At 66.6% G+C, this 18,857-nt stretch carries 22 protein-coding genes; 12 read left to right on the top strand and 10 right to left on the bottom strand.

Going from position 1 to position 18,857, the window contains the following annotated elements; genetic code table 11:
• The 3 genes from AB4Y34_RS38025 to AB4Y34_RS38015 form a co-directional block, all read left to right on the top strand.
• The coding region (locus tag AB4Y34_RS38025) for an ATP-grasp domain-containing protein (RefSeq protein ID WP_368718936.1) at positions 1-307 on the top strand (307 nt) is incomplete at its 5' end.
• Positions 304-1,413, top strand: a complete 1,110-nt coding sequence (locus tag AB4Y34_RS38020; RefSeq protein ID WP_368718935.1) for a hydantoinase/oxoprolinase family protein — start codon at positions 304-306, stop codon at positions 1,411-1,413. The genes AB4Y34_RS38025 and AB4Y34_RS38020, both read left to right, overlap by 4 nt.
• 162 nt (positions 1,414-1,575) lie before the next feature.
• Positions 1,576-2,166, top strand: coding sequence for a tetrahydromethanopterin biosynthesis protein, kinase (locus tag AB4Y34_RS38015; protein ID WP_013091052.1), 591 nt, complete (start codon positions 1,576-1,578; stop codon positions 2,164-2,166).
• Between the two features lie 7 nt (positions 2,167-2,173).
• Here AB4Y34_RS38015 and AB4Y34_RS38010 read toward each other — a convergent pair whose 3' ends face one another.
• The 3 genes from AB4Y34_RS38010 to pqqA form a co-directional block, all read right to left on the bottom strand.
• Complete coding sequence (locus AB4Y34_RS38010; protein WP_368612394.1) at positions 2,174-2,917, bottom strand: (5-formylfuran-3-yl)methyl phosphate synthase; 744 nt, start codon at positions 2,915-2,917, stop codon at positions 2,174-2,176.
• Between the two features lie 41 nt (positions 2,918-2,958).
• Positions 2,959-3,558, bottom strand: a complete 600-nt coding sequence (locus AB4Y34_RS38005; protein ID WP_368718934.1) for a DUF447 domain-containing protein — start codon at positions 3,556-3,558, stop codon at positions 2,959-2,961.
• A gap of 105 nt (positions 3,559-3,663) precedes the next feature.
• On the bottom strand, positions 3,664-3,819 hold the full coding sequence (gene pqqA, locus AB4Y34_RS38000; RefSeq protein WP_368718933.1) for a pyrroloquinoline quinone precursor peptide PqqA: 156 nt from the start codon (positions 3,817-3,819) through the stop codon (positions 3,664-3,666).
• Here pqqA and AB4Y34_RS37995 point away from each other — a divergent pair.
• The 8 genes from AB4Y34_RS37995 to rpe all read left to right on the top strand — a co-directional run bounded on the left by AB4Y34_RS37995 (position 3,818) and on the right by rpe (position 11,246).
• Positions 3,818-4,090, top strand: coding sequence for a hypothetical protein (locus AB4Y34_RS37995; RefSeq protein ID WP_176107483.1), 273 nt, complete (start codon positions 3,818-3,820; stop codon positions 4,088-4,090). The two genes, pqqA and AB4Y34_RS37995, sit on opposite strands and share 2 nt — an antisense overlap.
• A 148-nt stretch (positions 4,091-4,238) precedes the next feature.
• Complete coding sequence (locus AB4Y34_RS37990) at positions 4,239-5,738, top strand: form I ribulose bisphosphate carboxylase large subunit (RefSeq protein ID WP_176107485.1); 1,500 nt, start codon at positions 4,239-4,241, stop codon at positions 5,736-5,738.
• A 117-nt stretch (positions 5,739-5,855) separates the two neighbouring features.
• Positions 5,856-6,284 (top strand): ribulose bisphosphate carboxylase small subunit, encoded by a 429-nt coding sequence (locus AB4Y34_RS37985; RefSeq protein WP_368718932.1) that lies wholly within the window; start codon positions 5,856-5,858, stop codon positions 6,282-6,284.
• 59 nt (positions 6,285-6,343) lie between these two features.
• Entirely contained in the window at positions 6,344-7,339 is a 996-nt protein-coding gene (cbbX, locus tag AB4Y34_RS37980; RefSeq protein ID WP_176120566.1) for a CbbX protein, read from the top strand.
• Positions 7,340-7,366: 27 nt separating this feature from the next.
• Positions 7,367-8,470, top strand: coding sequence for a class 1 fructose-bisphosphatase (locus AB4Y34_RS37975; RefSeq protein ID WP_368718931.1), 1,104 nt, complete (start codon positions 7,367-7,369; stop codon positions 8,468-8,470).
• A 41-nt stretch (positions 8,471-8,511) separates the two neighbouring features.
• Positions 8,512-9,384 (top strand): phosphoribulokinase, encoded by an 873-nt coding sequence (locus AB4Y34_RS37970; protein WP_368718930.1) that lies wholly within the window; start codon positions 8,512-8,514, stop codon positions 9,382-9,384.
• A gap of 94 nt (positions 9,385-9,478) precedes the next feature.
• Entirely contained in the window at positions 9,479-10,516 is a 1,038-nt protein-coding gene (gene fba, locus AB4Y34_RS37965; protein WP_368718929.1) for a class II fructose-bisphosphate aldolase, read from the top strand.
• A gap of 22 nt (positions 10,517-10,538) precedes the next feature.
• Positions 10,539-11,246 (top strand): ribulose-phosphate 3-epimerase, encoded by a 708-nt coding sequence (gene rpe / locus AB4Y34_RS37960; protein ID WP_368718928.1) that lies wholly within the window; start codon positions 10,539-10,541, stop codon positions 11,244-11,246.
• Between the two features lie 13 nt (positions 11,247-11,259).
• Here rpe and AB4Y34_RS37955 read toward each other — a convergent pair whose 3' ends face one another.
• The 3 genes from AB4Y34_RS37955 to AB4Y34_RS37945 are packed head-to-tail and all read right to left on the bottom strand — an operon-like array spanning position 11,260 to position 15,301.
• Positions 11,260-12,642, bottom strand: a complete 1,383-nt coding sequence (locus AB4Y34_RS37955; protein ID WP_368718927.1) for a DUF6513 domain-containing protein — start codon at positions 12,640-12,642, stop codon at positions 11,260-11,262.
• Complete coding sequence (locus tag AB4Y34_RS37950) at positions 12,621-13,241, bottom strand: flavoprotein (protein ID WP_368718926.1); 621 nt, start codon at positions 13,239-13,241, stop codon at positions 12,621-12,623. Before AB4Y34_RS37950 ends, AB4Y34_RS37955 begins: the two co-directional genes overlap by 22 nt.
• Entirely contained in the window at positions 13,238-15,301 is a 2,064-nt protein-coding gene (locus tag AB4Y34_RS37945) for a sigma-54-dependent Fis family transcriptional regulator (RefSeq protein WP_368718925.1), read from the bottom strand. The genes AB4Y34_RS37950 and AB4Y34_RS37945 overlap by 4 nt, the downstream gene beginning before the upstream one ends.
• A gap of 365 nt (positions 15,302-15,666) precedes the next feature.
• Here AB4Y34_RS37945 and AB4Y34_RS37940 point away from each other — a divergent pair, with 365 nt between their 5' ends.
• Positions 15,667-16,173 (top strand): dihydroneopterin aldolase, encoded by a 507-nt coding sequence (locus tag AB4Y34_RS37940; protein WP_176107505.1) that lies wholly within the window; start codon positions 15,667-15,669, stop codon positions 16,171-16,173.
• A gap of 47 nt (positions 16,174-16,220) precedes the next feature.
• On the opposite strand, the gene AB4Y34_RS37935 is transcribed toward AB4Y34_RS37940, so the two are convergent.
• The 4 genes from AB4Y34_RS37935 to AB4Y34_RS37920 all read right to left on the bottom strand — a co-directional run.
• The gene (locus tag AB4Y34_RS37935) at positions 16,221-16,598 is read right to left on the bottom strand and encodes a hypothetical protein (RefSeq protein WP_176120575.1); all 378 of its coding nucleotides are present in this window, start codon (positions 16,596-16,598) and stop codon (positions 16,221-16,223) included.
• A 137-nt stretch (positions 16,599-16,735) separates the two neighbouring features.
• Positions 16,736-17,245, bottom strand: coding sequence for a formaldehyde-activating enzyme (fae, locus tag AB4Y34_RS37930; RefSeq protein WP_176107508.1), 510 nt, complete (start codon positions 17,243-17,245; stop codon positions 16,736-16,738).
• 185 nt (positions 17,246-17,430) lie between these two features.
• Entirely contained in the window at positions 17,431-18,333 is a 903-nt protein-coding gene (locus tag AB4Y34_RS37925; protein ID WP_368718924.1) for a triphosphoribosyl-dephospho-CoA synthase, read from the bottom strand.
• A gap of 5 nt (positions 18,334-18,338) precedes the next feature.
• Positions 18,339-18,857: RimK family alpha-L-glutamate ligase (locus tag AB4Y34_RS37920; RefSeq protein WP_368718923.1), on the bottom strand; the 519-nt coding region annotated here is incomplete at its 5' end.

Here is an 18,857-nt window from a genome sequence, read left to right as displayed (position 1 = left end):
CGACGGCTTGCTGCTCTATCAGAACGACCAGCACAGCGACATGGGCCGCGCGCTCGACACGCTCGCGCATCGCGTCGCGCGGGCCATCCCGGGTTTGCGCGGCTTCGTCGGCATCGATGTCGTGTGGCATCCGCAACGCGGGCCGGTCGTGATCGAGGTGAATCCGCGTCTGACAGTCGCTTATGCGGGGCTGTCGGCGGTGCGCGGCAGCGGTCTGACGCGCGCGCTGCTGGCCGCGCACGGCGTGCGACTCGAGCGCCGCGGGGCGGCGCGCGCCAATCCGCTCACATTCGAGGTGCGTCCTTGAGCGCCGCCCGTTCGAACCCGGCGGTGCGGTTCGGCTGGGACGGCGGCGGTGCGCCCGTGAAGGTGTCGCTCATCGACGGCAGCGACGCCGTGCTCGACGTCGTGCAATGGCCGTGTCCGCTGTGGCAGGGGCTCGACCATCTGCAACGGACGATCGACCTCGTCTTCGAGCGCTGGCCGCAGGCCCGCACGGACGCCGCGCAGCATGCGGTGACGATGACCGGCGAGATGGTCGACCTGTTCGCGGACCGCGCCGAAGGCGTGCGCGCGATCGTGGCCGCGCTCGCGCAGCGGCTCGGTTCGTCACTGCGTTTCTACGCCGGCGACGCCGGCTGGCTCGCTGCCGACGACTGCGCGGCCGGCTGGCGCCAGGTCGCGTCGGCGAACTGGCTCGCGACCGCGAGCTGGGTCGCTACCCGCATGGCGAACGCGCTGCTGATCGACATCGGCAGCACCACTACCGACATCATTCCGATCGTCGACGGCCGGGTCGTCGCGCGTGGCGCGACCGATGCGGGCCGGCTCGCGAGCGGCGAACTCGTGTATCACGGCGTCGTGCGCACGCCGTTGTGCGGCGTCGCGCATCGGATCGAATTCGGCGGCGCCACGCTGAACGTGATGAATGAATGGTTTGCGACCACCGCCGACGTCTACCGGCTGACGGGCGAACTGGACCCGCTGCACGACGTGCAGCCGAGCGCGGACCAGGGAGCGAAGACCCAGGCGGCGAGCCGCGCGCGGCTCGCGCGCATGATCGGGCACGACGCGCACGACGCGTCGGACCTCGAATGGCTGCAGTTTGCGCGGCGCTGGCGGGCGCTGCAGGTGCGCGAAATCGGCGCAAACCTGATGCGCGTGGTCGCCGCGCAGCCGGCGCTCGCGGCCGCGCCGCTGGTGGGCGCGGGCTGCGGCCGCTTCCTCGTCGCCGCCTTGGCGCGCGACGAAGCGCGCGGCTATATCGACTTCGGCGCGTTGGCGGGCGTGCCCGATGCCAGCGCGGCGTGGGCGGCGACCTGCGCGCCGAGCGTGGCGGTCGCGCTGCTCGCGGCGCACGAACCGGCAGCGCAGCGGCGAAGCGCGCGTGGCGTCGCCGCGCGCGCGGCATGAGTCGACCGGCGCGGCGCCGCCCGAAGACCCGGCGCCAGCGCACGAGTAGCGCAAAGAGGGGCAGTGGGGACGATTGGGCGAGCGGGACAAGTTCGGTGATGAACGAGGTTGCGAAACGACGCGACCCAGCCGGGCACTCAACTGGACGCGAGGACAACAGTCATGTGGGTGGTCAAGATCGGAGGCAGCCTGAGTCACGACCCGGCACTGCGCCACTGGCTCAGCGAGCTATGCGAAGTCGGCGGCGGACGCGTGGTGATCGTGCCCGGCGGCGGCGATTTCGCGGACAAGGTGCGCCAGTACCAGGGCGAATGGAACTTCGACGATCTGGCCGCGCACAACATGTGTCTGCTCGCGATGACGCAATACGCGCTGCTGATGCAAGGTGTGTCGCCCGAACTGGTGATCGCGTCGAGCGAGGCGAAGATTCGCCGCACGTTGCGCGACGGCCACGTCGCCGTGTGGGTGCCCACCGCGCTGATGCGCGACACGCCCGACACGATGAGCAACTGGGACACGACCTCCGACAGCCTTGCCGCCTGGCTTTCGACGATGCTCAACGCCGAGCGGCTGATCGTCGTCAAATCCTGTCCGATCGCCGCCGACGATCCGCTCGAAACGCTGGCCGCGTCGGGCGTAGTCGACCGCAAGTTCGTCGACTACGTGACGGATGCGAACTATGTGGTCGAACTGCTCGACAAAAGCAACGTCGCGCTGATGCGCGACCGTTTGCTGAACATTCCGGTGATGTGAGCGGTGGCTATAGCCGCGTCGCGCTCGTCGAGCCCGGCAGCGGCGCACCGCCATCGACGCGGATTTCGCCAGCCGGCCGGTGCAACGCGCTCGCCCATTGCGCGACGCGCTCGGGATCGAGCCGCGAGCGGCGCCCGTCGGCGCACAGCGCGGTGCGAAAACCGGCCACGTCGGGCGCTAGCGCACGGATCTGCGGCAGTTGCGCCCAGCCGAGCGCACCGGCGATGCCCACCATCGCGCCGCGCTGACGCGCGAGCCGCAACCAGCGTGCGAGCGAGTCGACATCGACGTGATCGAACAGCGTGCCGCCGTCCTTGCTCGCGGTATCGAACATCAGGCCGGCAAAGCCGAGCGCCGCGGTGTGGCTGACGAGGTCGTCGTCCATGCCGCCGTCGCACAGCAGCACCGGCACGACGGTGGCCGGCAGATTCGCGAGCTGCTCGATGCAGCGGCGCGCGGCTGGTCCGCGCGCGACCCCGACCTTCACATAGTCGACGCCGGCGTCGCTGACGTCGATCACGCGCGTGGCGATCTCGTCGAACGCATCCGCCGGCACGTCGCCGATCGCCGCGCTGATCGGCTTGACCGGATAGCGCGCCCGCAGCTGTCGCGCGATGTTCGTAATGGCGCCGACCGACAGGCCGCCGAGCGCGCCGTCGTTCGGTTCTTTCAGGTCGATCAGCTCGGCGCCGGCGCGTGCGGCATCGAATGCTTCCTCATCCGAGCGGACGCTCGCAAGCAATGCGGTCATCGGGATTCTCCGCGGCAAACGGGTTGAGGGTCTAACAGACCCTAATGATGGGCGGAAGCGGCGGCGTGATTGGCCGCCCCTTCCAGATTCGCGCGGTATCGCGCGACCGCGGCGACGAGCCAGCCCCATGCGGTGCGCTCGTTGTCGCCGGCGGTTTTGTCGATCGCGATCTGCAGATAGGCCATTTCGCGATCGACCTTGTCGGCCGGCAGCATGAAAAGCCGGCTTACCAGAATCGCGCCTTCCACGACCGCCGACTGCGCGCGATTGAAGCCCGCGAACGGCGCGTGGTTTTCGCGGTGCACGCATTTCATCACCAGTACCGGGCGCTCTTTGTCGTCTTGCAGTTCGTCGAGTTCGAGTTCGGCGTGGGCCAGCGATTCGGCCAGCCGCACGCTCGCGACACGGCTTGCGGCCACGGTCGGCCAATCGGTCGCGCAGTGCGTGACGCAGCCCGCGAAGATGCGCACGTCGGTCGTGAAATTCAGCACGGCCGCGCGCGTCGCGACGATGTTGTCGAGCGTAACCGACGGTCGGAAAGGCGCAAGGACGATGCGCTCACCCTCGTAGCGCGCGCCCATCGGCGCGATATGAGGACGGCCATCGCACGCTGCCGTGGTGACGATCGTTTCGTGGATCATGGTTGGGAACGTTTGTCCCGACAGCGCCGGAAGGCCGGCCGTCAGCAGAGGTCAAACACAAACGGGAACCGCAAAGGGGCCGCGGCGTGCGGCCCGGTTGCGGGCTTAACGCGTAGCGACATACATCACGATTTCAAAACCGAGGCGTACGTCGGTGTAGCTCGGAGTCGTCCATTGCATACGTGCTTCCTCCTTCGGTTGAAACTGCGCTTGGAACTGCGGTTCGAACTGCTCTGAGCCGCCGGCCCGGCGAACTTTCATGCCCGATCTCGACGGCAGCCGGCATCACGCAATCTCCATGCCCGTGCGTGTGCCGGCCGGCCAGGCGGGCGCGCATTCGAGAGCTAATACAGCGCTCGGCGAATTGCGCCACGCCCTGGCGCTCGCGCGGCTTGCCAGACGCAAGCGTCCGCGCGGTGTGGCGGAAACGAAGCAAAGTGTTCCATCGCGATTCGCCAATCCGATTGCGCTGTCACCCGTGCCCGTCTCCCACACTAGCCGATTCTGCTCCCATTGCCGTTTCATGGCGTGAAAAAGAAACTAACGATGTGATAGTGATAATCGATCCATTAAGTCTGCCAAATAAAATCGTGAATTCCCCTTGGGCGTGTCCGTGCCTACAGTGCAACTCAAGCGCTTGGTTCTTCCGGCAGTGCGCTTGCCACCTTCGAGGACAGGTCATGAACGATTTCAGTCAACCGCCGATCCAGCCCGGACATCAAGCGCGCGATCCGCACAATCCGCGCGAGCGGTACGCGGCAGGCGTGATGAAATACCGCGAGATGGGTTACTGGCAACCGGACTACGAACCGAAAGAGACCGACGTGATCGCGCTCTTTCGCATTACGCCGCAACCCGGTGTCGAACCCGAGGAAGCGGCGGCCGCGGTGGCCGGCGAATCGTCGACCGCGACGTGGACGGTCGTGTGGACCGACCGCCTGACCGCCTGCGACATGTATCGCGCGAAGGCGTATCGCGTCGAACCGGTGCCGGTGTCGCGCGCCGACGAGCCGCAGTACTTCGCGTACATCGCGTATGAACTCGATCTGTTCGAAGAGGGCTCGGTCGCGAACCTGACCGCGTCGATCATCGGCAACGTGTTCGGCTTCAAGCCGCTGAAGGCGTTGCGGCTCGAAGACATGCGCATCCCCGTCGCCTATCTGAAGACGTTTCAGGGACCGCCGACCGGCATCGTCGTCGAGCGTGAACGGCTCGACAAGTATGGACGCCCGCTGCTCGGCGCCACGGTCAAGCCGAAGCTCGGGCTGTCGGGCAAGAACTATGGGCGGGTGGTCTACGAGGGCCTGCGCGGCGGCCTCGATTTCCTGAAGGACGACGAGAACATCAACTCGCAGGCGTTCATGCATTGGCGCGACCGCTTCCTGTTTTCGATGGAGGCGGTGAACCGCGCGCAGGCGGAAACCGGCGAGGTCAAAGGGCACTACCTGAACGTGACGGCCGGCACGATGGAAGACATGTACGAGCGCGCCGAATTCGCGAAGGAGCTTGGCTCGTGCATCGTGATGATCGATCTGGTGATCGGCTGGACCGCGATCCAGTCGATGTCGCGCTGGGCCCGCAAGCACGACATGATCCTGCATCTGCATCGCGCGGGGCACAGCACCTACACGCGGCAACGCAATCACGGCATCTCGTTTCGCGTGATCGCCAAATGGCTGCGCATGGCGGGCGTAGATCATGCGCATGCGGGCACCGCGGTCGGCAAGCTCGAAGGCGATCCGCTGTCGGTCCAGGGCTACTACAACGTGTGCCGCGACGCGCACAACGCGGTGGACCTGTCGCGCGGCCTCTTCTTCGATCAACCGTGGGCCGGCTTGCGCAAGGTGATGCCGGTCGCTTCCGGCGGGATTCACGCGGGGCAGATGCATCAGCTGCTCGACCTGTTCGGCGACGACGCGATCCTGCAGTTCGGCGGCGGCACGATCGGCCATCCGGCCGGCATCCAGGCCGGGGCGACTGCGAACCGCGTCGCGCTCGAAGCGATGGTCAAGGCCCGCAACGAGGGCCGCGACATTCTGCGCGAAGGGCCCGACGTGCTCGAAGCCGCAGCGCGCTGGTGCACGCCGCTCAAGCAGGCGCTCGATACGTGGCGCGACGTGACTTTCAACTACGCGTCGACCGATACGCCCGATTTCGCCGCCACGCCGACTGCGGCTTAAGAGAGCCGAGCTTTACCCGCCAGCGCTTCACGAGCGCATCCGCAACGTGGTGCTACGGCACCGCGCGGGGCACCGTTGACGCCGTTCTGAACGCGACATCCATCAACGAGGTTCGTCATGCGTATTACTCAAGGAACGTTTTCTTTTCTGCCCGAACTGACCGACGAGGAAATCGGCCTGCAGATCGACTACGCGCTGCGCCAGGGCTGGGCCTGTTCGGTCGAATTCACCGACGACCCGCATCCGCGCAACACGTACTGGGAAATGTGGGGCCTGCCGATGTTCGACCTGCACGACGCGGCAGGCGTCTTGCAGGAGGTCCGGGCCTGTCGCGAGGCGCGGCCGCAGCACTACATCAAGGTCAACGCATTCGATTCGGAGCGCACCTTCGAGACGATGCGCCTGTCGTTCATCGTCAACCGGCCGGACGTGGAGCCGGGCTTCCGTCTGTCGCGCCAGGACGCGCAGGGGCGCACGCAGCGCTACAGCATGACGGGCTATGCGACCGACCGGCCGGCGGGCGAGCGCTACGGCTCACCGGGCTGAGCCGCTGATCGGGCACGAGGGTGCAAGACAGGCACACGACAAACCCGCAAGGAGGAGCAATGACTGACGCCGCCATCGTGGACGCACTGCCCGCGTCCACCGCGCACAGCGACGACGCCACGCCCCACATCGACCTCGCGGCACTGTACCGTGACTCGGGCATCGGCGACGTGCTCGGCGAACTCGAACGCGATCTGGTCGGGCTCGCGCCCGTGAAGACGCGCATTCGCGAAGTCGCCGCGCATCTGCTGGTCGAACGCGCGCGGGCTTCGCTGGGTCTTGCGGGCGGCGCGCCGACCTTGCATATGTGTTTTTCCGGCAACCCCGGCACCGGCAAGACGACGGTCGCGCTGCGCATGGCCGAGGTGCTGCACCGGCTCGGCTACATCCGCCGCAATCATCTGGTGTCGGTCACGCGCGACGATCTGGTCGGCCAGTACATCGGTCACACCGCGCCGAAAACGCGCGACGTGCTGAAGCGCGCGATGGGCGGCGTGCTGTTCATCGACGAAGCGTACTACCTGTATCGCCCGGAGAACGAGCGCGATTACGGGCAGGAAGCGATCGAAATCCTGCTGCAGACGATGGAGAACCAGCGCAGCGACCTGGTCGTGATTCTGGCCGGCTACGCGTCGCGGATGGAAGTGTTCTTCGAGAGCAATCCGGGTTTCCGCTCGCGCATTGCGCATCACATCACGTTTCCCGATTACGAGGAAACCGAACTGCTCGAAATCGCCGAGCGGATGCTCGACACCATGCATTACCGCTTCGATGCCGCGTCGCGCCGCGCGTTCGCCGACTATCTGGCGCGCCGCATCCGGCAACCGAATTTCGCCAACGCGCGCTCTGTGCGCAATGCGCTCGACCGCGCGCGGCTGCGCCAGGCGAACCGCCTGTTCGCGAGCGCGTTGCAGGGCGGCGAGCCGATCGATGCCGCCGCGCTGACGCTGATCGACGCCGCCGATGTGCGCGCGAGCCGCGTATTCGACGAGCCCATGCAGCCGTCCTCGCCACCGCCTTCCACCGCGCGCGCCGTCACGGCGCCGCCGGGCTGAATCACGACACCATCGAAGGAGAACGCCATGCAGGACGGACGCACGACACTTTCGAAGTTCCTGATCGACACGCTCGATCGCCCGCCGTGTACAGACGACACGCGGGACACGGCGGGACTCTCCGCGCTGCTCATCGACGTAGCGGCCGCCATCAAATCGATCTCGGCGATGCTGACCAAGGGAGCGCTAGGCGGCAACTACGGTTCCGCGCAAACGCTCAACACGCACGGCGAGGAGCAGAAGAAGCTCGACGTCTCCACCAACGAGATTTTCGTGCAGCAATGCGAGTGGGACGGCTTGCTGGCCGCGATGGTGTCCGAGGAAATGGAGCACGTGTACCCGATTCCTCCGGAGTATCCGCGTGGCGAGTATCTGCTTGCGTTCGATCCGCTCGACGGCTCGTCGAATATCGACATCAACGGCGTGGTCGGTTCGATCTTCTCGGTGCTGCGCACGCGCGACTCGGCGGAGGATGCAAGCAGCGAAGCCGCGTTCCTGCGGCCGGGCTGCGAACAGGTGGCGGCCGGCTATGCCGTGTATGGACCCTCGACGATGCTGGTGCTGTCGGTCGGCAACGGCACGCATGGCTTCACGCTGGAGCGCGACATCGGCAACTTCGTGCTCACGCATTCGAACATCCGGATTCCAGAAGAGACCGGCGAGTTCGCAATCAACGCATCGAACGAGCGCTTCTGGGAACCGCCCGTGCGCCGCTACGTGCAGGAGTGCAAGGACGGCCGCAGCGGCTGCCGCACGCGCGACTTCAACATGCGCTGGATCGCGTCGATGGTCGCGGAAGTGCATCGCATCCTGATGCGCGGCGGGGTGTTCATGTATCCTCGCGACTCGAAAACGCCGGCGATGGAAGGGCGCCTGCGCCTGCTCTACGAGGCGAACCCGATGAGCTTTCTGGTCGAGCAGGCGGGCGGCCTCGCGACCACCGGACGCGAGCGCATTCTCGAGCTCGCGCCGCGCGCGCTGCATGGCCGCGTGCCGGTGATCCTCGGCTCGAAGGTCGAGGTGGAGCGCATTGCGCGCTATCACGGCGAATACGACCGCGGCGAGGACAAGCCGTTCTCGTCGCCGCTGTTCGGCACGCGCTCGCTGTTCCTGCCGGATTTCACGGCGTGATCGGCGACTGGGCGCAAACACAGTCATCCGGAGACAAGCGCATGTCAGTCAAACATCCGATCATCGCGGTGACCGGCTCGAGCGGCGCGGGAACCACCACCGTCATGAAGAGTTTCACGCATATCTTCAGACGCGAGCACATCAATGCGCAGATCGTCGAAGGCGACGCGTTCCATCGCTACGACCGCAACGGCATGCGCGCGGCGATGCAGGAGCGCGAACGCGACGGCGTGCCGAATTTCAGCCACTTCGGGCCGGAAGCGAATCTGCTCGAAGAACTCGAAACGCTGTTCACGCGCTACGGCGAGAACGGCGGCGGGCAGTTTCGCCACTACGTGCACGACGCGGCCGAAGCGCAGTTGTACAAGCAGGACGGCGGCACCTTCACGCCGTGGGAGGACGTCGCGGCCAATACCGACCTGATGTTCTACGAAGGGCTGCATGGCGCGGCGGTGACCGACAAGGTCAACATCGCGCGGCATGCGGATCTGCTGATCGGCGTCGTGCCGATCATCAATCTCGAATGGATCCAGAAGCTGCACCGCGACCAGACGATGCGCGGCTACACGCACGAAGCGGTGGTGGACACGATCCTGCGTCGTATGCCCGACTACGTGAACTACATCTGCCCGCAGTTCTCGCGCACGCATGTGAACTTCCAGCGCGTGCCGACCGTGGACACGTCGAATCCGTTCACCGCCCGCGAGATCCCGCAGCCCGACGAGAGCTTCGTGGTGATCCGCTTCGCGCGGCCGAAGGGCATCGACTTCCAGTATCTGCTGACGATGCTGCACGACTCGTTCATGTCGCGCCCGAACGTGATCGTCGTGCCGGGCGGCAAGATGGGACTCGCGATGCAGCTGATCTTCACGCCGATGATCCTGCAACTGATCGACCGACGCTCGCGCGCCTGACGTTTTTCGAAGCGCACCCGACGCGACGCGTCGCGGACGGTGCGCGTTGAGCACGCCGCTCGACAAGATTTCATTTCATATCGAGGAGCACGCAATGGCCTTCATCACCCTGCGGCAACTGCTGGATCACGCGGCCGAACACGACTACGGCGTGCCCGCGTTCAACGTCAACAACATGGAGCAGATTCACGCGATCATGCGCGCGGCCGAGGCGACCGATAGCCCGGTGATCCTGCAGGCGTCGGCCGGCGCCCGCAAGTACGCGGGCGAGCCGTATCTTCGCCATCTGGTGCTCGCCGCGCTCGAGGCGCACCCGGACATTCCGCTCGTGCTGCATCAGGATCACGGCGCGAGCCCGGCGGTGTGCCAGCAGGCGATCCGCTCGGGCTTCACCTCGGTGATGATGGACGGCTCGCTATTGCCCGACCAGAAAACGCCGGCCGCGTATAACTACAACGTCGAGGTGAGCCGCCGGGTGGTGGACGCCGCGCATGCGGTCGGCGTGTCGGTGGAGGGTGAGTTGGGCTGTCTCGGCTCGCTCGAAACGGGCACCGCGGGTGAAGAGGACGGCGTCGGCGCAGAAGGCAAGCTGACGCGCGAGCACCTGCTGACCGACCCCGACGAAGCGCGGCGCTTCGTCGATGCGACCGGTGTCGATGCGCTCGCGATCGCGATCGGCACTTCGCACGGTGCGTACAAGTTCAGCCGCGAGCCGACCGGCGACATCCTCGCGATCGACCGGATCGACTCCATTCATTCGCGGATTCCGGACACGCATCTGGTGATGCACGGTTCGTCGTCGGTGCCGCAGGAATGGCTCGCGGTGATCCGCGAGTACGGCGGCGAGATTCCGACCACCTACGGCGTGCCCGTCGACGAAATCCGCCGCGGCATCGCGCACGGCGTGCGCAAGGTCAATATCGACACCGACATCCGTCTCGCGATGAGCGGCGCGATGCGCAAGTCGCTCGCCAATGCGCGCTCGGAATTCGATCCGCGCGCGGCCCTGAAGGCGGCCACCGCCGCGGCTAGCGCGATCTGCATCGAGCGTTTCGAGGCGTTCGGTTGCGCGGGGCAGGCGGCGCGCATCAAGCCACTGCCGCTCGACACGATGGCGAGCCGCTATCACTGACGTCACTGGTATGGAGAACGCAATGCGCGAATTCCTGATTGCTCCGTCGCTGCTGTCGGCGGATTTTGCCCGCCTCGCCGACGAGATTCGCGACGTGACGGCGGCCGGCGCGGACTGGATTCATCTGGACGTGATGGACAACCACTATGTGCCGAACCTGACCGTAGGGCCGCTCGTGTGCTCGGCGATCCGGCCGTACACGTCGCTGCCGTTCGACGTGCATCTGATGACCACGCCGGTCGATCCGCTGGTGTCGGCGTTTGCCGAGGCCGGCGCGAACCTGATCAGCTTTCATCCGGAGGCGACGCTGCACGTGCATCGGACCATCGAACTGATCCGCTCGCACGGTGCGCGCGCCGGGCTCGCGCTGAATCCGGCGACGCCGCTCACGGTGCTCGATCATGTGCTGGAGATGCTCGACGTCGTGCTGGTGATGTCGGTGAATCCGGGCTTCGGCGGCCAGACGTTCATTGCCGAAACGCTCGATAAGCTCCGGCTGCTGCGCGAGCGCGTCGATACGACGATGCAGCGCACCGGCCGGCCGTTGCTGATCGAGGTGGACGGCGGCGTGAAGGCGTCGAACATCGCGCGTGTCGCCACGGCGGGCGCCGATGTGTTCGTCGCGGGATCGGCCGTGTTCGGCGCGAGCGATCGGGCGCAGGCGATTCGCGGCATGCGCGGCGAACTGGCTACCGTCGACGAACCCGCGAGCGTAGCGGCCATGCAGTGACGGCGCGGCGGGTTCAGCGCTTTTTCATCGTCTCGCCCGGCCCGCACCAGACGCTGAGATCTTCTTCCGGCCGGTCGATCGCGCAGCCCCAGTCGAGCGGCTGGTCCTGATCGAAGCGCTTGCCGAGCCGCCATGCAATCTCCGCGCGGGCAAGCTGCACGCCCATATAGAACGCGTGGCCGCCGTCGGTTTCGAGGTTCAGCTGCGGGTACAGCGCGAACGGATCGTCGCCGCGTCGATGGCCGTCGCGGTTGTACACGTGAATGCCGTCGGCGCTGATCTGCACGCGGAAATTCGGATCACGCACGGCGCGCGCGAATTCGTCGATTTCTTCGGCGCTGTACGGAAACGGCCGTTTCGCGTGGACCGTCGCGAGTTCGCTGCTGATGCCCTTCGGCAGCACTTGCGCATCGCGCGCGGCATGCATCACACGGCGCGCGACATCGGCTTCGCGCAGCGCGCGCCGCGCATGCAGACTCACCGAAGTCGTCAGCACCGCGCCAACGCGCAATTCCGCCGCCATGCCGAGCAGCACCGCATTGATGCCGCTCGTGTCGGCCTCGGTCAACTCGGTCACGTTGCCGATGCCCATCATGATCGCGATGTCGGGATAGCGCTCGCGCAAGCGCACGTAGCGTGCGATCGACGCGGCCAGTCCGAACGGAATCGGATCGAGAATCGGATCGGCGAGAAACGCGCGGCCGCGCGCGGAGAGCGCGTCGATCGCGGCGTCGAGCGAGGCTGGGTCAGCGGGTTCGCGCGCGACGAGGATCGGCGTCGACGGCACTTCGTCGGCGATCCACAGCGTATCGACGTTCAGGCTCATCAGATAGTCGGCGCCCGCGCGGCCGCCGCGCAGCAGTTCGTCGTTGCGCATCGAATCGACGCTGACGCGATAGCCTTCGGCCTTCAGGCGGCGCACCGCGTCTTCGAGATGCGGAAACGGCGTGTCCGGCAGACAGCCGATGTCGATCACGTCCGCCCCCTGGGCCGCATATTCGCGCGCCCTTGCCGCGATGCCGTCCAGGTCGAGCCGCGGCGCATCGACGATCTCCGCGAAAATCTCCGTGTCGCAGCGGCTCAGGTCGAACGGCTTCGCCTTGTGGCCGAAAAACTGCGGCAAGTCCTTGACCTCCTCGGGGCCGCGTTCGAACGGCACGCCGTAGTGCGCGCTCAGCGAGTCGAGATCGCCGCGGCAGCGGCCCGGCACGATCACGCGCTGCGCGGCAAGCGGCGTGGGCACGCGGCGCTGGATCATGTCGGCGGTCATCAACGCGGCGACCTGCAGGCCGATTTCGCGCACCTCCCAACTGAACGGCGCCGGCGCCATGCCGTCGAGCACGCGCCGCAGGCTCGGTTCGGCAAGCCGGCCGGTCAGGAAGAGGATGTGGTCCATGCGAGATCGAGGGTCGCGAGGCGTTGGGCGAGTGCCGCTTCGAGTTCGTCGAGCGAGCGCGCGAGCGTCGTGTACTCGAAACGTGCCAGACGCTCGACGTTGTCGAGCTCGATCGCCCGTGGCCGCAGTTCGACCCATTCGTCCGGGCTATGCGTGATCACGCTCGGTTCGGTGTCGCATGCAAAGATGATGCCGGGGATGCATTGCTTGCCGGCCTGCGCGTACATGTTGGTCGGCAGCGTATCGGAGATGCCGTAAGCGCATTTGGCGACCGTGTTGCTGGTGGCCGGCGCGATCACGACCGTGTGATAGACGCCGTGATACAGCATGCCGACCGGCACGCCGCTCGCGCTGTTGTCGCGCAGCACGCGGAACTGTTCGCGCAGCTTGTCGAGCGGCCAGCCGTACAGCGGCAGCACTTCCTCGGCCGCCGCGGACAGAAACAGATCGACGCGCGGCAAGCGCCGCGCAAGCGCGATCGATTCTTCGAGCATGTGACCGGAGCCGGTCACGCACCACGCGAAGCGCGCATCCGGCTTGAAGTCGGTGAGATCGCGGGCGGCCTTGGGCGCTGACTCGTTGGGGGACGACTGGGTCATGCGTCGAGATCGAGCGGCATGCCGTCCGGCGGCGAGCCTTCGTGCGACAGCCGGATATGCAGCCGGCGCATCTTGCGGTACAGCGTGTTACGGCTGATGCCGAGCGCCTTCGCGACGTTGCTGACGTTCCAGCGATGCTCGTCGAGCAGCGACAGCACCGTCTCGCGCTCGTTCAGCTGGATCGCGTTCAGCGAAGAAATGTCCGCTTCGTCGGCGAGCTGCCCGTCCATGTCCGCGTTTGCGAGTCGCAGTGCGGTCGGCAGATCGACCGCCGACGTGCGTTGCGTGACCTCGGGCGGCAGATGCTCGCAGCCGATCGGCTCGCCGTCGGACAGCGCAATCGCCATCTGCAACACGTGACGCAGCTGACGGATGTTGCCGGGCCACGCGTAGGTGAGCAGCGCGTGTTCGGCTTCCGGCGTCAGATCGGGTGGATCGTCGGTTTCGTTGGCGAGCAGATGATGGATCAGCGGCAGCTTGTCGACGCGCTCGCGCAGCGCCGGCAGATTCAGCTCGACGCCCTTGAGCCGGTAGTACAGGTCCTCGCGGAACTGGCCGCTCTGCACGAGTTCCATCAGATTGCGGTGGCTCGCGCTGATCAGCTGGAAATTGACCTTGACGGTGGTCTCGGCGCCGAGCGGCGTGACCTCGTGTTCCTCGATCACGCGCAGCAGGCGCGCCTGCAGCACGAGCGGCATGTCGCCGATCTCGTCGAGGAACAGCGTGCCGCCGTTGGCCTGCACGATCTTGCCGCGCCGACCTTCGCGCTGCGCGCCGGTAAATGCACCGGCGCGATAGCCGAACAGCTCGCTCTCGATCAGGTTCTCCGGCAGCGACGCGCAGTTCACCGGCACGAACGGACCGTCGGCGTGCGGGCTGATGCTGTGCAGCGCCTGCGCGAAGACTTCCTTGCCGGTGCCGGTCTGGCCGCGCAGCACGATCGGAATCTTGCGCTGGATCACGCGCGCGGCCAGCTGGATCTGCGAGGCCATGCGCGGGTCGCCGAATTCGAGGTGCGCGATCTCGTCGAGCTTCGGCACCGGCGCGTGCTTGTCGTGCTTCTCGTGTTTTTCCGGGGCGCTGCTGCGGATCGCGGAGTCGGTGACGATCACGCGCGTCACGCGCCCGCTGCCGTTCTGCGGCGTCTGCGCGACGAGGAAAAAGCGGTTCGTCGCATTCGCGCTGTAGACGGTGACCGGATGGAACGAGCCGCGAATGCTGCGCGCGATCATGTCTTCGAGCGACGCGTTGAACGCTTCCTCGATACGCCGGCCGCGCAGCTCGGCGAGCGAGCGGAAGCCGAGCTGGAACAGCGCGCTGCGGTTCGCGGCGAGCACCGTGCTGTCGTCCCCGACCGCGAGCTTGCCGCCGTGCAGCGTGCCGACGAATTCAGGGCGGCTGTGGAAATGGATCATGTTGGCGTGCCGGTAGCGCGCATCGAGCAGACGGTTTTCGATCATCTGCCGCGACATGCCGACCAGTACCAGCGAGTGCTGCTGCAGCAGCTTCGAGCGGCTGGTGACGTCGAGCACGCCGGCGATTTCGCCGCCGTCGTCGAAGATCGGCGCGGCCGAGCACGTGAGCGACGTATAGCGCGGATAGAAATGCTCGTGCTGACAGACGGCGATGCAGTCGCGCTCCGCGAGACAGGTGCCCATGCCGTTGGTGCCGGCTTCGCGTTCGCTCCACAGCGCGCCGACGCGAAAGCCGTCGGCGGCGACCGCATCGGCGAACGGCACGGACGACACCTGATGCACGATCACGCCGCCGGAATCGACGAGCACGACCGCGAGCTCGGGATCGGCGAGCTGCTGATAGAGCGTCGTCATCTCGAGTTTCGAACACGCGATCAGATCGCCGAGCGCCTCACGGCGCGCGCTGAGTTCGTATTCGGTGAGCACCGGCGGCGGCACGAAACGCGCGGGGTCCAGCTGGAATTCGTTGATGCAGCGCGTCCACGACTGAGCCACGGGTTCGCTTGTCGGGCGCGTGGTCAACTGATGGTTGACCACGTTCAGAACTTCCCGGACGTGCGTACTGCTGTCAGCGAGCAACGACATGGGATTCGTCTCCGTTGCGTCATTTCGCAAGCGTGCCTGCATTGCACGCTGCGAATGCCGCTTTATCAAGCCTGTCTGCCCTTGGTGCGGCGGGTTCTGGGTCCGCCTGCTCCCTCGCGACCGGCCCTGCTACGAGGCGGGTATTTAAAACTGTACGCTCGATGCAAGACAGGTTCAACAGAAAGTGACTGTGGGTTTACCTCACCGTGCCCGGAATTTGCTTTTCTCGATGCGCGATGCGTTAAACGTTTTGCAGGTTGCATGCCTGTCGCAGCTTCGACACAGAGTGTGCCGCGCGTCGCTCAGTTCTATCGTTCTACTGTTGCATCTGTTCAACCTTGGGCCGCGCCGCGGCGGAGACCATCATGGATCGTATCGATACTGTTCGCCTTGCCGCATTTTCCAGCCTCGGCGCCAATCCCGGCTCGCAAGCCGGCGCGTTGCCCGAGCGCCTCGACATCGTCTTCATCGAGAACTTCATCGGCCAGACGGTCATCGGTATCGACAGCAGCGAGTTGCATGTTGCGCAACCGGTGCGCGTGAATCTGGCGATCGGCGTGCCCGCGATCCGCGCGTGCGCGACGGACCGGATCGAAGATACGGTCAACTATGCGGCCGTGCGCGAGGCGCTGCTGGAGCTATTCGCGTCGCATCGCGTGCGGCTGCTGGAGGCGCTCGCCGAGACGATCGCGCAACTGTTGATTGCCGACTTCGGCGCGCACTGGGTGCGGGTGTCGCTCGCGAAGCCTGCCAAGTTCGCCGACCTCGCGGCCGTCGGCGTGCAGATCGAGCGGCGTCGCGGCGATGGCCCGGCGGCCGCCGTGGGTCTCGCGTGTTACGCGTCGCTGGGCGCGGGGCTGGTGCCGAATTGACGGGGAGAGCGGGGCGCGCCCGACGCCCGGCGCGCCTCGAACCGTCGTCATTTCGCCACGGTCGACGTTTTCTGCGGACCGAGTCCGCACGCCTGATACGCGCTCGTTTGCAGCGCGCGGAATTTCCTGGTTTGAGCCTTGGCGTGATCGACGCGGAATTCCGCGCCGCCTTCGCCGCCGAGCGTCGCGTACTTCGAGAAGGTCGACTGGTCGACGAATTCGTCGTACGGCAACGACGCGGCCATCTTGTCGATCACGCACGAGCACTTGTAGACGTTCGCGAAATCGTGGCCGTTATCGTCCATGCAGCTGAGCACGTATTCGACGCGGCCCTCGGTCGGATAGTTGTAGCCGCCCGCCCACGCGAGCGGCGCGGCGAGCATGAGCGAGGTAAAGGCGAGAAGCGCGCGACATCTGTTAGTCATTGAATGCCTCTGCGAGAGCATTGAACCCGCTTCGCGAACCGCTGCGCGAGGTCCGTGCCTTGCGGCCGCGAGGCGACGGGATGCGCGAGGAGGCGGGGCCGCGAACGGCGCCGCGTCTCCTGCGCCGCCATGCACCGTCAGTTCGGCGCGAACGGATGCGCGACGGTGCCCTTCTTGGATACTACTTCAGCCGCGCTCGGCTCGCCGCTGACCGCGCGCTTGATGGCCTCGCGCGTCGCCTGATAGTTGAACTGCTGGATCTTCTTGTCGTCCTCCGCCTGCCAGTGGATGAAGACGCCGACGCAGAGGAACAGATCGTCGGCTTCTTCCTGCGGGATCGTGCCGTCCTCGACGCTGTCGGCCACTGCTAGCGCGACCGCGTGCTGCGCTGGGCCGAACATCTGCACGGCCTGCTTGGCGCCTTTGATCGTCACCTTGTTGAAGAGGATCGTATTGGGCTTCGTGATGAGATTCGGTGCGACGACGGCGAGCAGCGACGTGAAGCCGTCCTTGTTGTTGGTGAGCGCGTTGCAGAACGCGGTTTCCGCAGCCGAACCTCGCGGTCCGATCAGCAAGTCGATATGCGCGACCTCGTTGCCGTCGCCGACTAGCGACTCCCCGATCATGACGCGGTTGATCTTGGCCATTCTGTTCCTCCAATGAGTAGGTATGGACCTGCTGACGAGGCGCCGCCCGCGATCGTGTCCAGATCAGCATCGCGAGAGCGGTGCGGGATTGCACGGCGGTACTAACTAACAGGTTCCGTGCCAGTTCTGGCACCCGGCATGCTGACGTGCCCGTTCGGCGCGTTTTCAGCGCAGACGATTCAGGGTTAACCGCGTCCTTCGACGCAGCGCGCAACGAACAGCGTGGCCACCGCGAGGTCCGCGCTGGTGCCGGGATTGATCGCGCGGGCCTTCAATTCGGCGTCCCAAGCATCGAGTTGCGGATCGCTTGCCGAGCGGCGCGCGGCGGGTCGCGTTTGGCGCCAGCGCGCATGCTGTTCGCGTGCCACGAGCGTGACACTCTGCGCCAGCGCGAGGCCGTGCTTGCGCACAATGTGAGAGTCGGGCCAGCCGGCGAGGAACGCGAGAAACACGTTGAGCATCGCGATTTCGCCGGGATCGACGGGCGCGGCTTCGGACGCTGGCGTCGAGGCTTCGAAGCAGGCGGTGAGGCCGGTGTCGAACAGGTCCGCGAAACCGTTCGCGTACTGCCGCGCGATGCTGTCGCGCTCGCTGGCGAGTCGCATCGCGTCGCGCAGGCCGATCGTCGGCGCTGCGTGGACCGATTGCTCGGGCGCGTCGCCGAGGCCGCCAGGATTGGCGAGCGCGATCGCACGATAGGCGAGCCGCGCATCTTCGACGTCGAGCCGGCTCAGCACGTCGCCGACGGCCGCGCGCCACGCTGGCGCCGTCAGCGGCCGTTCGCCGGTTTCGTCGAGGGCCGCGGCGAGCGGCGCGATCAGCAGCACGATGCCGAGATTCGTATTGCAGCCGACCGCCGCGCGCGTGCGCGTGACCGCGTCGAGAATGCGCTGTCCGACGCGGGCGCCGCGCGCGAACAGCGCGTCGAGCGATGCGTCCGCGCTGGCGAGAAACTGCGCCGCGTTCATGCCGTGGCCGGGGCTTTGGGTGCTGACGTTGCCGGGTTTCGGCGTGGTGACGTCGAGCGTGCAGGCTGCGAGAAAGGCTGCGCGCGCATGCTCGACGGAGATTGCATGACGGATAGGCATGACGCTCAAGCCCGGCGCTGCGGAGACTGCACGGGCAACCCGGCGCTAGCGGCTTGCTCGGCTTGCTCATGCGCGCGCCGCTGCGCGGTGAGCTTGCGATCGAGCAGATCGTCGACCAGCGCCGCGGCGACATCGAGCGGCACGACCGACTGCAAACCGCGCCACGCGGCCACGCCGTTGACTTCGAGCACGAGCGGCAGCGCGGCGTCGTCGGGATTCGGGATCAGGTCCACGCCCGCGTAGTCGAGCCCGAGCGCGACGGTGGCGCGCACGGCAGTCTGCGCGAGCGGGACCGTCAGCTCGGCGGCCTCGCAGCGCGCGCCTTGCGCAACGTTGTGAATCCAGCCCTTGCCGCCGCTGCGCCGCATCGCCGCGACCGCCTTGCCGCCGATCACGAGCACGCGCCAGTCGAAACCGGGCCGGGCGCCGGCAACGAAGCGCTGCAGATAAGCGACCTGCCGATAACGCGCGAGCGACGGCAGCGGCGCGAGCAGCCCGCCGCGCGCGCCGAGCCGTTTGAGCCC

Source organism: Paraburkholderia sp. BR10954, from assembly GCF_040965775.1.
Taxonomy (GTDB): domain Bacteria; phylum Pseudomonadota; class Gammaproteobacteria; order Burkholderiales; family Burkholderiaceae; genus Paraburkholderia; species Paraburkholderia youngii.
Note: the sequence above shows the minus strand (reverse complement) of the source record. Positions and strands in the feature narration are given on the sequence as shown.